Annotated in this window: 11 protein-coding genes, 1 pseudogene and 1 riboswitch; of the genes and pseudogenes, 11 read left to right on the top strand and 1 reads right to left on the bottom strand. The window is 70.8% G+C overall.

Annotated features, from left to right (window positions below; genetic code table 11):
• Positions 1-224 precede the first annotated feature (224 nt).
• Together whiG and ACIBCM_RS29385 are read left to right on the top strand one after the other, a co-directional pair.
• A complete protein-coding gene (gene whiG / locus ACIBCM_RS29390; protein WP_399248410.1) occupies positions 225-1,061 on the top strand; it encodes an RNA polymerase sigma factor WhiG in 837 nt (278 codons plus the stop codon).
• Between the two features lie 70 nt (positions 1,062-1,131).
• On the top strand, positions 1,132-1,689 hold the full coding sequence (locus ACIBCM_RS29385; protein ID WP_399248461.1) for a TetR/AcrR family transcriptional regulator: 558 nt from the start codon (positions 1,132-1,134) through the stop codon (positions 1,687-1,689).
• 328 nt (positions 1,690-2,017) lie between these two features.
• On the opposite strand, the pseudogene ACIBCM_RS29380 reads toward ACIBCM_RS29385, so the two are convergent.
• A pseudogene (locus ACIBCM_RS29380) lies at positions 2,018-2,533 on the bottom strand (peptidoglycan DD-metalloendopeptidase family protein); the annotation flags it as partial.
• A 1,160-nt stretch (positions 2,534-3,693) separates the two neighbouring features.
• On the opposite strand from ACIBCM_RS29380, the gene rpsB reads away from it, so the two are divergent.
• The 9 genes from rpsB (at position 3,694) to ACIBCM_RS29335 (ending at position 14,070) form a co-directional block, all read left to right on the top strand.
• Positions 3,694-4,611: a 30S ribosomal protein S2 gene (rpsB, locus tag ACIBCM_RS29375; RefSeq protein WP_399248408.1), complete on the top strand. Its 918-nt coding sequence runs from the start codon at positions 3,694-3,696 to the stop codon at positions 4,609-4,611.
• 136 nt (positions 4,612-4,747) lie between these two features.
• Complete coding sequence (tsf, locus tag ACIBCM_RS29370) at positions 4,748-5,593, top strand: translation elongation factor Ts (protein WP_399248406.1); 846 nt, start codon at positions 4,748-4,750, stop codon at positions 5,591-5,593.
• 268 nt (positions 5,594-5,861) lie between these two features.
• Positions 5,862-6,656: a UMP kinase gene (gene pyrH / locus ACIBCM_RS29365; RefSeq protein ID WP_399248404.1), complete on the top strand. Its 795-nt coding sequence runs from the start codon at positions 5,862-5,864 to the stop codon at positions 6,654-6,656.
• Between the two features lie 161 nt (positions 6,657-6,817).
• Positions 6,818-7,375 carry a ribosome recycling factor gene (gene frr / locus ACIBCM_RS29360; RefSeq protein ID WP_399248402.1) on the top strand — a complete coding sequence of 186 codons (558 nt, stop codon included), beginning with the start codon at positions 6,818-6,820 and terminating at the stop codon, positions 7,373-7,375.
• A complete protein-coding gene (locus ACIBCM_RS29355; RefSeq protein ID WP_399248400.1) occupies positions 7,375-8,556 on the top strand; it encodes a phosphatidate cytidylyltransferase in 1,182 nt (393 codons plus the stop codon). The genes frr and ACIBCM_RS29355 overlap by 1 nt, the downstream gene beginning before the upstream one ends.
• Positions 8,557-8,729: 173 nt before the next feature.
• On the top strand, positions 8,730-9,839 hold the full coding sequence (gene rlmN / locus ACIBCM_RS29350; protein WP_399248398.1) for a 23S rRNA (adenine(2503)-C(2))-methyltransferase RlmN: 1,110 nt from the start codon (positions 8,730-8,732) through the stop codon (positions 9,837-9,839).
• A 236-nt stretch (positions 9,840-10,075) separates the two neighbouring features.
• A riboswitch (TPP riboswitch) is annotated at positions 10,076-10,186 on the top strand.
• A gap of 82 nt (positions 10,187-10,268) precedes the next feature.
• Positions 10,269-11,369 carry a thiamine ABC transporter substrate binding subunit gene (locus ACIBCM_RS29345; protein WP_399248396.1) on the top strand — a complete coding sequence of 367 codons (1,101 nt, stop codon included), beginning with the start codon at positions 10,269-10,271 and terminating at the stop codon, positions 11,367-11,369.
• Positions 11,370-11,413: 44 nt separating this feature from the next.
• A complete protein-coding gene (locus ACIBCM_RS29340) occupies positions 11,414-13,048 on the top strand; it encodes an ABC transporter permease (protein WP_399248460.1) in 1,635 nt (544 codons plus the stop codon).
• Positions 13,048-14,070 (top strand): ABC transporter ATP-binding protein, encoded by a 1,023-nt coding sequence (locus ACIBCM_RS29335; RefSeq protein ID WP_399248394.1) that lies wholly within the window; start codon positions 13,048-13,050, stop codon positions 14,068-14,070. The genes ACIBCM_RS29340 and ACIBCM_RS29335 overlap by 1 nt, the downstream gene beginning before the upstream one ends.
• The last annotated feature ends 120 nt before the right edge of the window (positions 14,071-14,190 follow it).

Below are 14,190 nucleotides of genomic sequence, written 5' to 3'. Positions count from 1 at the left end.
GCGGTGCTGCCGGAGACACCGGGAGGGCCGGTGTGTGCCGTGTCGGCGCCGGTTCACAGGACCGGCCGACGACCGGAATCCCACACGGGGTCACCGCCCGTCCTTCGCACACCGCATCCACGCAGTCACGCTACGCTCACCACTTCCGGCCACGATGCTCGCCAGCTTCCCCGAGTTCCTCCCGCACCGAGTACCCCTCACAGCAGAACGGCTCAAGGCAACGCATGCCCCAGCACACCTCCGGGTCTGATCGCGCGGCAGTGCCCCCCGCTGCCCGTGGCGCCGCGCGGCCCCCCGCTCCCTCGTCGCTAGAGGAGTTGTGGCAGTCGTACAAGACCACGGGGGACGAGCGGCTGCGTGAGCAGCTGATCCTGCACTACTCACCACTGGTGAAGTATGTGGCCGGCCGGGTCAGTGTCGGGCTGCCGTCCAATGTGGAGCAGGCGGACTTCGTCTCGTCCGGGGTGTTCGGACTCATCGACGCCATCGAGAAGTTCGACATCGAGCGCTCCATCAAGTTCGAGACCTATGCCATCACCCGGATCCGCGGGGCGATGATCGACGAACTGCGCGCGCTCGACTGGATCCCGCGCTCCGTCCGCCAGAAGGCCAGGAATGTGGAGCGCGCCTACGCCACACTCGAAGCCAAGTTGCGGCGTACCCCCTCCGAAGGGGAGGTGGCCTCCGAGATGGGCATCGGGATCGACGAACTGCATGCGGTCTTCAGCCAGTTGTCCCTGGCGAACGTTGTCGCGCTGGAGGAACTGCTCCATGTCGGGGGTGAGGGCGGCGACCGGCTCAGCCTGATGGACACCCTGGAGGACACCGCCGCCGACAACCCGGTCGAGGTCGCCGAGGACCGGGAGCTGCGGCGGTTGCTCGCCCGTGCGATCAACACTCTCCCGGAGCGTGAGAAGACCGTCGTCACCCTCTACTACTACGAGGGGCTGACCCTCGCGGAGATCGGGAACGTCCTCGGGGTCACGGAGAGCCGGGTCAGCCAGATCCACACGAAATCGGTGCTCCAGCTGCGGGCGAAGCTCGCCGACGTGGGCCGCTGACCTCCGTTCCGGCCTGCCTCTTGCGCGGCATCCGTAAAGTGGAGACGTGCCCAGGATTCGAGCGGCCTCCGTGGCCGAGCACCGGACCATGCAGCGCGACGCCCTGCTCGACGCCGCGCGTTCCCTCCTGTCCGAGGGCGGTACGGAGGCGCTGACCTTCCCCGCCCTCGCCGAGCGCACGGGCCTGGCCAGGTCCTCCGTATACGAGTACTTCCGTTCCCGGGCGGCGGTCGTCGAGGAACTGTGCGCCGTCGACTTCCCCGTCTGGGCGGCGGAGGTCGAGGCCGCGATGGAGCCCGCCACGACGCCCGAGGGCAAGGTCGAAGCGTATGTGCGCCGGCAGCTGGACCTCGTGGGTGACCGGCGGCACCGGGCCGTCGTAGCCATCTCCGCCGGTGAGCTGGACGACCGGGCGAGGGAGAAGATCCGTGCCGCGCACGGCGGGCTCATTGCCATGATCGTCGAGGCGCTTGGCGAGCTGGGTCATGAGCAGCCCCGTCTGGCGGCGATGCTCCTCCAGGGAGTGGTGGACGCCGCGGTGCGCCGTATCGAACTCGGCGCGGCGGAGGAGCCGGATGTGATCGCGGAGGCGGCCGTCGCCATGGCCCTCCGGGGCGTCGGCTCCTGATTCCGGGCCCGGCGCCCATGGGGGCGGGGCCTCCGGGCGCGTCCGGGGCCATGGCTGCCCGGGACGCCCGCCGCACGCCGGAACGGGTCACCCAGGCCGCCGTCAGCAGCAGGGCCGTATGGAGCGCGTGGGGCGTTGCCGCCCGGCCGGAGGCGGAGGCGGCGGGCCGTAGATCGCCGCGCGAGCCGTCCTGGAGCGGGGGAGTGCCCGTCACCGGAAGCAGCCGGGACGGCGGACGGCGCAGGAGCACCGGTGGCAGCAGCGACAGCGGGTCCAGATACTCGGTGCCGCGCAGCAGTCCCCAGTGCAGACAGCCCCTGGCGCAGTGCGACGGCCCGCGCTCGACGCGGGCCACCGGCCGGCCCGCCTCCACGTCCGTACCCACCGGGAGCAGTGCCACGACCGGTTCATAGGTGACGCGCAACGGCGGGTCACCCGGGCCGGTGAGCGCGATCGTGAGCACCCCTCGCCCCCCGACCGGGCCGGCGAACACGATCCGGCCCGCCGCCACCGCGCGCACGTCCGTGCCCGGTGGCGCCGCCAGGTCCACACCCCGGTGCCCGGGGCCGTACGGCGACGAGGGAGCCTCCCAGCCGCGCACGATGGCAGGGCGTGGCGGGCCCACGGGCCAGCTCCGTCCCCCGGTGGTGCCGTCCCCCGAGGCGGGATCCTCGCGTCCCCGGGTGTCCGCGCGTGGAGTCTGACTCTCCCGTACCGCTGCTTCTTGCCGCGTTGCAGGATCCTTCTGGCCCGCCTCGTCCCGCCTTGCCGCAGGATCCACCCGTGGTGTGTGATCCTCCCGCGTCAACGGGGGGCCGTCAGCTCCGCCGCCCACCCGGTCCATGCCGCGATGCCCGGCAGACCGGTCCCAGGGGCCCGACCCGGGCGGGCCGTGGGAGGCCGCTGCGGGCCCGGGCGCGGCCGGTGATCCGGCCACAGCGCCCGCCACGCCCAGCAGGACGACCAGGACTCCCGCCAGGACAGCGCTCAGAAGCCTGCCCGGGGTGACGGCCCTGTGCACGGCCGGGTACGTGGGTGGGGTGGGCACCTTCCGTACCGCCGGGCCCCTGCGCACTTCCCGGCTCCTGCGACCGGCGGGGTCCCTGTGTACGGCCAGGCTCCTGCGCGGGACCGGGGTCCTGCGCGTGGCGGCGTCCCTGCGCGGCTCCGGGATCCCGCACCCGGCCGAGAACGGGCGGGCCGGGGCCCTGCGCGCTGCGGGGACCTTCCGCACCTCCGTGATCCCGCACACCGCGGGGAGCTCCCGAGCTTCCGGGACCCCTTGCCGGGCCGGGAGCCTGTGCCTCATCGGCGGGGTCCGGCGCAGGGGCCGTACCGTGCCCGGGGTGACGGGCCCGCGAGGCGGCGACGCCCGGACCGGGACCGTGTCCATGACCTGGCTCCTGCGCTCGGCTGGGTCCCCTTGCCTGGCGGGGACCTGCCGCACCTCCGGGATCTCGCACACCGCGGGGAGCTCCCGAGCTTTCGGGACCCTTTGCCGGGCCCGGAGTCTGTGCCTCATCGGGGCGGTTCGGCGCAGGGGCCGTACCGTGCCCGCGGTGACGGGCCCGCACGGCGACGCCCGGACCGGGACCGGGATCCCCCACCCCAACGGGACCCCCCACCCCAACAGGATCCCGCACCCAGGCGGGGCCCCGCACTCCGGCGGGGGTGGGCCCGGGGGCTCGCAGGCGAGCTGGGGCCGGGAGGGGAGCGGGGCGGGTGGGAGTCGGAGAGCGTTGCGGTACATGCACCGACCGTCCCGCAGGGCGGCGAACCGAGTGGATCATGCTCCGGATCTGTGGAGTACCCACCGGTTGTGGACAACGCCGTCACCCGCCGCCGCCAGGGTCCCGTACACTTCTTCTGGCGATCCGGGTCACCGGGTCGACTTCGCACGCCCCGCCACCGCACACCTCTCAGGTCGGTGGCCGCGCCCCTCGGTCCCTTGTGGCAGGCGCGTCGGGGCGTCAGGACAAACCGAGAATCCAAGGAGATACGGCCATGGCCGTCGTCACGATGCGGGAGCTGCTGGAAAGCGGCGTCCACTTCGGTCACCAGACCCGTCGTTGGAACCCGAAGATGAAGCGCTTCATCTTCACGGAGCGCAACGGCATCTACATCATCGACCTGCTCCAGTCGCTGTCGTACATCGACCGCGCCTACGAGTTCGTCAAGGAGACCGTCGCCCACGGCGGTTCCATCATGTTCGTCGGCACCAAGAAGCAGGCCCAGGAGGCGATCGCCGAGCAGGCGACCCGCGTGGGCATGCCGTATGTCAACCAGCGCTGGCTCGGCGGCATGCTGACCAACTTCTCCACCGTCTACAAGCGTCTGCAGCGCCTCAAGGAGCTTGAGCAGATCGACTTCGAGGATGTGGCCGCCTCCGGCCTCACCAAGAAGGAGCTGCTCGTCCTCTCCCGCGAGAAGGCCAAGCTGGAGAAGACCCTCGGCGGTATCCGCGAGATGCAGAAGGTGCCGAGCGCCGTCTGGATCGTGGACACCAAGAAGGAGCACATCGCCGTCGGTGAGGCGCGCAAGCTCCACATCCCGGTCGTCGCGATCCTCGACACCAACTGCGACCCCGACGAGGTCGACTACAAGATCCCCGGCAACGACGACGCGATCCGCTCCGTCACCCTGCTCACCCGGGTGATCGCCGACGCCGTCGCCGAGGGCCTGATCGCCCGTTCCGGCGTCGCCACCGGCGACTCCAAGCCGGGCGAGAAGGCGGCCGGTGAGCCGCTCGCCGAGTGGGAGCGCGACCTCCTCGAGGGCGACAAGAAGGCGGACACCGAGAAGGCTGAGAACGCCGCGGAGGCCGCGCCGGCCGCCGAGAAGCCGGCCGAGGCCCCGGCCGCCGAGGCGCCCGCTGCCGAGGCCGAGGCGGAGAAGCCCGCCGCGGACGCCGAGCAGGGCTGAGGCCGTACAGCTCCGGTAGGTGAGGACGGCGGGGGACGGTGCCACGAGCACCGGCCCCCGCCGCTCACCCGTAGGTCGGCCAAGGATCTCCGGCGGACCTTCGACTTTCGACCGTTTCGAGAAGAGACTCAAGGACATGGCGAACTACACCGCCGCTGACGTCAAGAAGCTCCGTGAGCTGACCGGCGCCGGCATGATGGACTGCAAGAAGGCGCTGGACGAGGCCGACGGGAATGTCGACAAGGCCGTCGAGCTGCTGCGCGTCAAGGGCCAGAAGGGCGTGGCCAAGCGCGAGGGCCGCAACGCCGAGAACGGCGCCGTCATCTCCCTCATCGCCGAGGACAAGACCTCCGGCGTACTGCTGGAGCTGAAGTGCGAGACGGACTTCGTCGCCAAGGGCGAGAAGTTCCAGGCCGTCGCCAGCACGCTCGCCCAGCACGTCGCCGCGACCTCCCCGGCCGACCTCGACGCCCTGCTCGCCTCGGAGATCGAGGCCGGGAAGACCGTACAGGCGTACGTCGACGAGGCCAACGCCAACCTCGGCGAGAAGATCGTCCTCGACCGCTTCGCGCAGTTCTCCGGCGCGTACGTCGGCGTCTACATGCACCGCACCATGCCCGACCTCCCGCCGCAGGTCGGCGTTCTGGTCGAGCTGGACAAGGGCGGCGACGAGGCCGCCGCCATCGCCAAGGACGTCGCCCAGCACATCGCCGCCTTCGCGCCGAAGTACCTCACCCGTGAGGACGTCCCGGCCGAGGTCGTCGAGCAGGAGCGCCGGGTCGCCGAGGCCACCTCCCGCGAGGAGGGCAAGCCCGAGGCCGCCCTCCCGAAGATCGTCGAGGGTCGCGTCAACGGCTTCTTCAAGGAGGTCACCCTCCTCGACCAGCCGTTCGCCAAGGACAACAAGAAGTCCGTCAAGAAGGTCCTGGACGAGGCCGGTGTCACGCTGAAGCGCTTCGCGCGCATCCGCGTCGGCGCCTGAGCGGACGCGCCAGGTACGCGTAGAACACCGGAAAGCGACGTGCCGGGTACACGGAGTACCCGGGCGGGGGCGCGAGTACGGCGAGTACGCGATCGATCCGGGAGCCCGATAGGGTTTCTCACGCAGTCATCGGCCGCGTGAGCCCCAAGGCGGCACAACTGCCTTGAAGCGCCGGACGACCGCAGATCTGACGAGGAGGCCATTGCCGACAGGGACACCAGCACCCAACCGGCAATGGCCTTCCTCGTATGTGCACGAGGAGATCTCCATGAACAAGGGCGCGGACGCCAACCAGGCTGCCGGCGACAACAGCGACCACGACGGGAAGCACGACGTGAAGAGTGCCGGACGCTTCATGCTGAAGCTCTCCGGTGAGGCGTTCTCCGGAGGCGGGGGACTGGGTGTCGACCCCGATGTCGTCCACGCCATCGCCCGTGAGATCGCGGCGGTCGTACGCAGCGGCGCCCAGATCGCGGTCGTCATCGGTGGCGGCAACTTCTTCCGCGGCGCGGAGCTCCAGGTGCGCGGAATGGACCGGGCCCGGTCCGACTACATGGGCATGCTCGGCACCGTCATGAACTGCCTCGCCCTCCAGGACTTCCTGGAGAAGGAGGGCATCGACTCCCGCGTCCAGACGGCCATCACCATGGGCCAGGTCGCGGAGCCGTACATTCCGTTGCGGGCCGTGCGCCATCTGGAGAAGGGCCGTGTGGTCATCTTCGGCGCCGGAATGGGCATGCCCTACTTCTCCACCGACACCACCGCCGCCCAGCGGGCCCTGGAGATCGACGCCGAGGCGCTGCTGATGGGCAAGAACGGTGTCGACGGGGTCTACGACTCCGACCCCAAGACCAACCCCGACGCGGTGAAGTTCGACGCCCTGGAGTACGGCGAGGTACTGGCCAGGGACCTCAAGGTCGCCGACGCCACCGCGATCACCCTCTGCCGTGACAACGCCCTCCCGATCCTTGTCTTCGAACTCCTCACCGAGGGCAATATCGCGCGAGCGGTACGGGGTGAGAAGATCGGCACGCTCGTGAGCGACCAGGGCACCCGGGCCTGAACTCCGGGGGGTGTCCGAGGGCGTCCGGGGACGGACGCGCGAGGATGTCCGGGATAGACAAAGTCCTGCCGGTCGGACACCGTGCAGGAAAGACGCGACACAGGTTCCGCCCGACCGGATAGTTGCATGCCGGGCCTACTCAAGACACGCAGGAGCAAGTGGTGATCGAAGAGACCCTCCTCGAGGCCGAGGAGAAAATGGAGAAGGCCGTCCTGGTCGCCAAGGATGATTTCGCCGCGATCCGCACCGGACGTGCGCACCCGGCGATGTTCAACAAGATCGTGGCCGACTACTACGGTGCGCTGACCCCGATCAACCAGCTGGCCTCGTTCTCGGTGCCGGAGCCGCGCATGGCGGTGGTGACCCCGTTCGACAAGACCGCGCTGCGCAATATCGAGCAGGCGATCCGCGACTCGGACCTCGGCGTCAACCCGAGCAACGACGGCAACATCATCCGGGTGGTGTTCCCCGAACTGACCGAGGAGCGCCGCCGGGAGTACATCAAGGTCGCCAAGGGCAAGGCCGAGGACTCGAAGATCTCGATCCGCGCCGTGCGCCGCAAGGCCAAGGAGACCATCGACAAGTTCATCAAGGACGGCGAGGTCGGCGAGGACGAGGGCCGCCGTGCGGAGAAGGAGCTCGACGACACCACCGCGAAGTACGTGGCTCAGGTCGACGAGCTGCTCAAGCACAAGGAAGCCGAGCTGCTCGAAGTCTGATGAACGACTCTTCCTGGGGGGCCCCGAGGAGGGCCGACTACGTCGGAGGCGGGGGCCCGCCGGAGCAGAGCCTCCTTTCGGCGGGTCCCGCGTACGATCAGCATGACGCACAGCAGACTCGGCCCATGCCCATCGTGCCGGACTTCCCCGACGCAGGTAGAGACGCCGAAGACCATGGGGGCCGCGACCAGCGCGGCCGCCGTCAGGTCCGTGACGATCGTGACAGCGACCAGGGGGCCGCTCGGCTGAGCGGCCCCCTGTTCCGCGACGAGAATCCGCAGGAGCCCATGCCCAGCCCGCAGCCGGCCCCCGAGCCGGAGCCGCCGAAGAGGAAGCGGGCCGGCGGTGGGACCGGCCATGACAGAAAGCGGGCAGGCCGTGATCTGCGGGCGGCCATAGGGGTCGGCGCCGGTCTCGGCGTGGTGATCATCGCCTCGCTCTTCGTCGTCAAGGCACTGTTCGTGGGCGTCATAGCGGTCGCCGTTGTCGTCGGGCTGTGGGAACTCACCTCACGGCTCCAGGAGCGCAAGCAGATCAAGGCCCCTCTGGTGCCGCTCGCCGTGGGCGGCGCGGCGATGGTGGTGGCCGGGTACGCGCGCGGGGCGGAGGGCGCGTGGGTCGCCATGGCCCTGACGTCGCTCGCCGTGCTGATCTGGCGGATGACCGAACCGCCCGAGGGCTATCTCAAGGACGTCACCGCGGGGATCTTCGCCGCGTTCTACGTACCCTTCCTCGCGACCTTCGTCGCGATGATGCTCACGGCGGACGACGGCCCGCAGCGGGTGCTCACCTTCCTGCTGCTCACCGTGGTCAGCGACACGGGCGCGTACGCGGTGGGCTGGCGCTTCGGCAAGCGGAAGCTCGCACCCCGTATCAGCCCCGGGAAGACCCGGGAGGGGCTGCTCGGTGCCGTCGGCTTCGCGATGGCCGTGGGCGCGCTGTGTATGCAGTTCCTCATCGACGACGGCACCTGGTGGCAGGGACTGCTGCTCGGTCTCGCGGTCGCGGCCAGCGCCACCCTCGGCGACCTCGGTGAGTCGATGATCAAGCGGGACCTCGGGATCAAGGACATGGGCACGCTGCTGCCCGGCCACGGCGGCATCATGGACCGGCTGGACTCGCTGCTGCCGACCGCCCCGGTGGTCTGGCTGCTGCTGGTGATCTTCGTCGGAAGCGGCTGACCGGGCCGCCGCGCGGACCCGGTACTCTGGAAGGGCGTGTCGCCGGACGGCGGCGCGCCCTTTCCGACCCGCGGCCGCGGGGGTGGTCCGGTGAGTTTCCCGGGCTTCGGCAGTACACCGGGTGTTCCGCGTCGGCGCGGGGCGCCGGCACCGTTCACGAGGAGTTTTGGCTCATGGCCCCCGCCCCGGGAGAGCTCACGTTCATCGCGCCCCGCGGAGCGAAGAAGCCACCGCGTCACCTCGCCGATCTCACCCCCGCCGAGCGCAGGGAAGCCGTCGCGGCGATCGGCGAGAAGCCCTTCCGGGCGAAGCAGCTCTCCCAGCACTACTTCGCGCGGTACGCGCACGACCCCGAGCAGTGGACGGACATCCCGGCCGCCGCCCGGCACAGGCTCGCCTCCGAGCTGCTGCCGGACCTGATGTCGGTCGTACGCCATATCTCCTGCGACGACGACACCACCCGTAAGACGCTGTGGCGGCTGCACGACGGCACCCTCGTCGAGTCCGTGCTGATGCGGTACCCGGACCGGGTCACGATGTGTATCTCGTCCCAGGCGGGCTGCGGGATGAACTGCCCGTTCTGCGCCACGGGACAGGCGGGCCTCGACCGCAATCTGTCCACCGCCGAGATCGTGCACCAGATCGTCGACGGGATGCGCGCGCTGCGTGACGGCGAGGTCCCCGGCGGCCCGGCGCGGCTGTCGAACATCGTGTTCATGGGGATGGGCGAGCCCCTCGCCAACTACAAGCGGGTCGTGGGCGCGATCCGGCGGCTCACCGATCCAGAGCCGGACGGGCTCGGTATCTCACAGCGCGGGATCACCGTCTCGACGGTCGGTCTGGTGCCCGCGATGCTGCGCTTCGCCGACGAGGGCTTCAAGTGCCGGCTCGCCGTGTCGCTGCACGCGCCGGACGACGAGCTGCGCGACACCCTCGTCCCGGTCAACACCCGCTGGAAGGTACGGGAGGTCCTGGACGCGGCCTGGGAGTACGCGGAGAAGTCCGGCCGCCGGGTCTCCATCGAGTACGCGCTGATCCGCGACATCAACGATCAGGCCTGGCGCGGTGATCTGCTGGGCCGGCTGCTCAAGGGCAAGCGGGTCCATGTCAATCTGATCCCGCTCAATCCGACGCCCGGCTCCAAGTGGACGGCGTCGCGGCCCGAGGACGAGAAGGCGTTCGTCGAGGCGATCGCGGCCCATGGGGTACCGGTGACCGTGCGGGACACCCGGGGGCAGGAGATCGACGGGGCGTGCGGACAGCTCGCCGCGACGGAGCGCTGAGCCCGGCCCGGGGCCGGGAGAACCGGCTCGTACCGGGCGCGGGAACGACCCGTACCGACTGGACGTAAGGGCCGTACCGACCGGCCGCAGGTGCGCTCCGCACCACCGTCCATACGACCCGTACCCGCGGACGGCCCGCAACCACCATCCGTGGCCGTCCCCTCCCGGACGGGACGAATGACCCGCACCTGACATCCCACGCGTCCGACCTTGTACTCTGGGCTCGAACACATGCATACATCCGACAGGGGAGCGCCACAGCGCTGAGAGTGCGGTACCCATCAGACCGCAGACCCTCTGAACCTCGCCCAGGTCATTCTGGGTAGGAAGTTCGGTCGTAACTCAAGCTGTTGCGCCCTGCCCGGATCCTTCGCTGAGGACCGGGCAGGGCCGCGTCTCTTCCTGGCCACCCCCAGGAGGAATGATCCAGTGAGCACCACCAGGAAGATCACGGTCGCCGCGCTGGCCGCCGCGCTCGGAGTCGGTACCCTCGCCGCCTGCGGCGGGGAGACGGACGACTCGCCGTCCGGCGGCGCCGGCGGATCGAAGCCGAAGACCGTCACGCTGGTGACGCACGACTCGTTCGCCGCGTCCGCATCCGTGCTCAAGGAGTTCACCGAGGAGACCGGCTACACCGTCAAGGTGCTCAAGAGTGGTGACGCCGGAGAGGCCCTCAACAAGGAGATCCTCACCAAGGGCTCCCCGCAGGGCGATGTCTTTTTCGGCGTCGACAACACCCTCCTCTCGCGCGCCCTCGACAGCGGCCTGTTCACCCCGTACGAGGCCAAGGGGCTGGCGGCGATTCCGCAGGCGGTGAAACTCGACGGCGACAAGCACCGGGTGACGCCCGTCGACACCGGCGACATCTGCGTCAACTACGACAAGAAGTACTTCGCCGACCGGAAACTGGCGCCGCCTCAGACCTTCGACGATCTGCTCAAGCCCGCGTACAAGAACCTGCTCGTCACCGAGAACGCCGCCACCTCGTCCCCCGGACTCGGCTTTGTACTCGGCACGGTGGCGCGGTACGGCGACGAGGGCTGGCAGGACTACTGGAAGAAGCTCAAGGCGAACGGCGTCAAGGTCGTCAGCGGCTGGGAGCAGGCGTACAACGAGGAGTTCTCCGGCTCTGCGGGCGGCAGGAAGGCCGACGGCGACCGCCCGCTGGTCGTCTCGTACGCCTCCAGCCCGCCGGTGGAGGTCCTCTTCTCGGAGCCGCGGCCCGCCGAGGCGCCGACCGGGGTCGCCACCGGCACCTGCTTCCGTCAGATCGAGTTCGCCGGACTGCTGAAGGGCGCGAAGAACGAGGGCGGCGGCAAGGCGCTGCTGGACTTCCTGGTCTCGGAGAAGTTCCAGGAGGACATGCCGCTGAACATGTTCGTCAACCCGGTGGTGGAGGGGGCGAAGCTGCCCGAGCTGTTCACCCGCTTCGGGGCCGTGGCCGACAAGCCCGGCACCCTCGCACCCGACCGGATCGCCGACAACCGGGAGCAGTGGATTCAGTCGTGGTCCTCGCTCGTCGTGAAGTAGCGGCGGCGGAGCCCGGCCCCGTCCGGGACATCCGCGGCGGCGCGGTGCGGCTCGGCCTGATGGCCGTGCCCGCCGTGTTCTTCGCCGTGTTCTTCGCCTACCCCGTCGTCTCCATCGTCGGCCGCGGCCTGGAGACCGGCGGGGGCTCGCGGTTCGGCCGGATCGGCGAGGTGCTCGGCCGCGCCGACATCCAGGGCGTGCTCTGGTTCACCACCTGGCAGGCGCTCGCCTCGACCGTGCTCACCCTGCTGATCGCGCTGCCCGGCGCCTATGTGTTCGCCCGTTACGAGTTCCCCGGCAAGAAGCTGCTGCGGGCGGCGCTGACGGTGCCGTTCGTCCTGCCGACCGTCGTCGTCGGCACCGCGTTCCTGGCCCTGCTGGGGCGCGGCGGACTGCTCGACGACCTGTGGGGCGTCCGTCTCGACACCACCGTGTGGGCGATCCTGCTCGCGCACGTCTTCTTCAACTACGCCGTCGTCGTACGGACCGTGGGCGGACTGTGGTCCCAGCTCGACCCGCGGCAGGAGGAGGCCGCGCGGGTCCTCGGCGCCGGGCGGTTCACGGCCTGGCGGAAGGTCATCCTTCCGGCGCTCGCGCCCTCTGTGGCGGCGGCCGCGCTGATGGTCTTCCTGTTCACCTTCACCTCCTTCGGGGTCGTGCAGATCCTCGGCGGGCCCTCGTACGCCACGCTGGAGGTGGAGATCTACCGGCAGACCGCGCAGTTGCTGGATCTGCCGACGGCCGCCGTCCTGACCATGGTCCAGTTCGCGGCCGTCGGGGGCGTACTCGCGGTGCACGCGTGGACCGTACGGCGACGGGAGACCGCGCTGAGACTGGTGGACCCGGCGGGAACCTCCCGGCGGCCGCGCGGTGGGCGCCAGTGGGCCCTGCTCGGCGCGGTGCTCGGCACGATCGCGCTGCTGCTGCTGGTCCCGCTCGGCGTCCTGGCCGAACGGTCGCTCAGCACCTCCGGCGGCTACGGGTTCGACCACTACCGTGCCCTCGCCACGATCGACGAGGGCGGCGGAGTCTTTCTCGTACCGCCCCTGGACGCCGTCGGGAACTCCTTGCGGTACGCGCTCGTCGCGACGCTCATCGCGCTGGTCGTGGGCGGGCTGGCCGCGGCCGCCCTGACCCGTCGCGCCGGGCGGCTGGTGAGGGGCTTCGACGCGCTGCTGATGCTGCCGCTCGGAGTGTCGGCCGTCACGGTCGGGTTCGGCTTTCTGATCACCCTGGACAAGCCCCCGCTGGATCTGCGGTCGTCCTGGATCCTGGTGCCGCTCGCCCAGGCCCTGGTCGGGGTGCCCTTCGTGATACGGACGATGCTGCCCGTCCTGCGGGCGGTGGACGGACGGCTGCGCGAGGCCGCGGCCGTGCTCGGGGCCTCACCGCTGCGCGTATGGCGGGAGGTCGATCTGCCGCTGGTGCGGCGGGCGCTGCTGATCGCCGCGGGCTTCGCGTTCGCCGTGTCGCTCGGTGAGTTCGGCGCGACCGTGTTCATCGCCCGCCCCGACCATCCGACGCTCCCGGTGGCGGTGGCACGGCTGCTGGGACGGCCGGGGGAACTCAACTACGGGCAGGCGATGGCCCTGAGCACGATACTGATGGCGGTGTGCGCGGGGGCGCTGCTGCTGCTGGAGAGAGTCCGCGTCCGCACCACCTCAGCCGGGGAGTTCTGATGGCCCTGCTCCAACTCGACGATGTGACCGTACGGTTCGGGGCGCGGACGGCGCTCGACGGGGTCGATCTGGAGGTCGCCGAGCACGAGATCGTCTGTGTGCTGGGGCCCAGCGGCAGCGGCAAGTCCACCCTGCTGCGGGTCGTGGCCGGGCTCCGGCGCGCGGACCGGGGCCGGGTGCTGCTCGCGGGGGCCGACCAGTCGGGGGTGCCGGTGCACCGGCGGGGTGTCGGACTGATGTTCCAGGACCATCAGCTCTTCCCGCAGCACGACGTCGGCGGCAATGTCGGCTTCGGGCTGCGTATGCGCGGTACGGGGCGGGCCGAACGGGAGCGCCGTGTCGCCGATGTACTGGAACTGGTGGGGCTGCCGGGCGCCGGACGACGCGCGGTCGCCGCACTCTCGGGCGGGGAGCAGCAGCGGGTGGCGCTGGCGCGGGCGCTCGCTCCACAGCCCCGGCTGCTGATGCTGGACGAGCCGCTCGGCCAGCTGGACCGGGGCCTGCGGGAGCGGCTGGTCGTCGAACTGCGGGACCTGTTCGGCCGGCTGGGCACGACCGTGCTCGCCGTCACCCACGACCAGGGCGAGGCCTTCGCGCTCGCCGACCGGGTCGTCGTGATGCGGGACGGCCGGATCGCCCAGGCGGGCGCGCCCCTGGAGGTCTGGCAGCGGCCCGCCGACGAGTTCGTGGCGCGTTTCCTCGGTTTCGACAATGTGGTGGCCGCGACGGTCAGCGGGACGGCCGCGGACACGGTGTGGGGGAAGATCCCCGTACCGGACGGCACCCCTGACGGGGAGTGCCGGCTGCTGGTCCGGCCCGCGGGCGTGGGGCTGACGGAGGTGTCGGAGGGGCTGCGCTGCACGGTCGAGGGGCGTACGTTCCGGGGGCACCACGTGGCCCTGCGGCTCAGGCCCTCCGGCGGGCCGCCCCTGGAGGCGGCGGCCGGGCTGCGGGACGCGCCCGAGGAGGGGGCCGAGGTGGGGGTGGTCTTCGCCGCGGAGGACGTGGTGGTGCTGGGCTGACGACGGTGCCGGGCGGTGCCGGTCCCGGTGCAGGGTCGGTCCGGCGCCACGCCCGGGCCCGGCGCCACGCTCCGGTCCTGCGCCGGGGATCCCCGGTCGGGCGCCGGGGGTCCGGTCCGG

This window comes from Streptomyces sp. NPDC051018 (assembly GCF_044456085.1).
Taxonomy (GTDB): Bacteria; Actinomycetota; Actinomycetes; order Streptomycetales; family Streptomycetaceae; genus Streptomyces.
The sequence above is the reverse complement of the archived record's forward strand: the minus strand, read 5'-3'. Positions and strand labels throughout refer to the sequence as shown.

Excerpts from the sequence above, each read along its gene's own strand:
- whiG (WP_399248410.1), top strand. The coding sequence starts at position 225 with ATGCCCCAGCACACCTCCGGGTCTGATCGCGCGGCAGTGCCCCCCGCT.
- ACIBCM_RS29335 (WP_399248394.1), top strand. The coding sequence starts at position 13,048 with ATGGCCCTGCTCCAACTCGACGATGTGACCGTACGGTTCGGGGCGCGG.
- ACIBCM_RS29355 (WP_399248400.1), top strand. The coding sequence starts at position 7,375 with ATGAACGACTCTTCCTGGGGGGCCCCGAGGAGGGCCGACTACGTCGGA.
- pyrH (WP_399248404.1), top strand. The coding sequence starts at position 5,862 with ATGAACAAGGGCGCGGACGCCAACCAGGCTGCCGGCGACAACAGCGAC.
- tsf (WP_399248406.1), top strand. The coding sequence starts at position 4,748 with ATGGCGAACTACACCGCCGCTGACGTCAAGAAGCTCCGTGAGCTGACC.
- rpsB (WP_399248408.1), top strand. The coding sequence starts at position 3,694 with ATGGCCGTCGTCACGATGCGGGAGCTGCTGGAAAGCGGCGTCCACTTC.
- rlmN (WP_399248398.1), top strand. The coding sequence starts at position 8,730 with ATGGCCCCCGCCCCGGGAGAGCTCACGTTCATCGCGCCCCGCGGAGCG.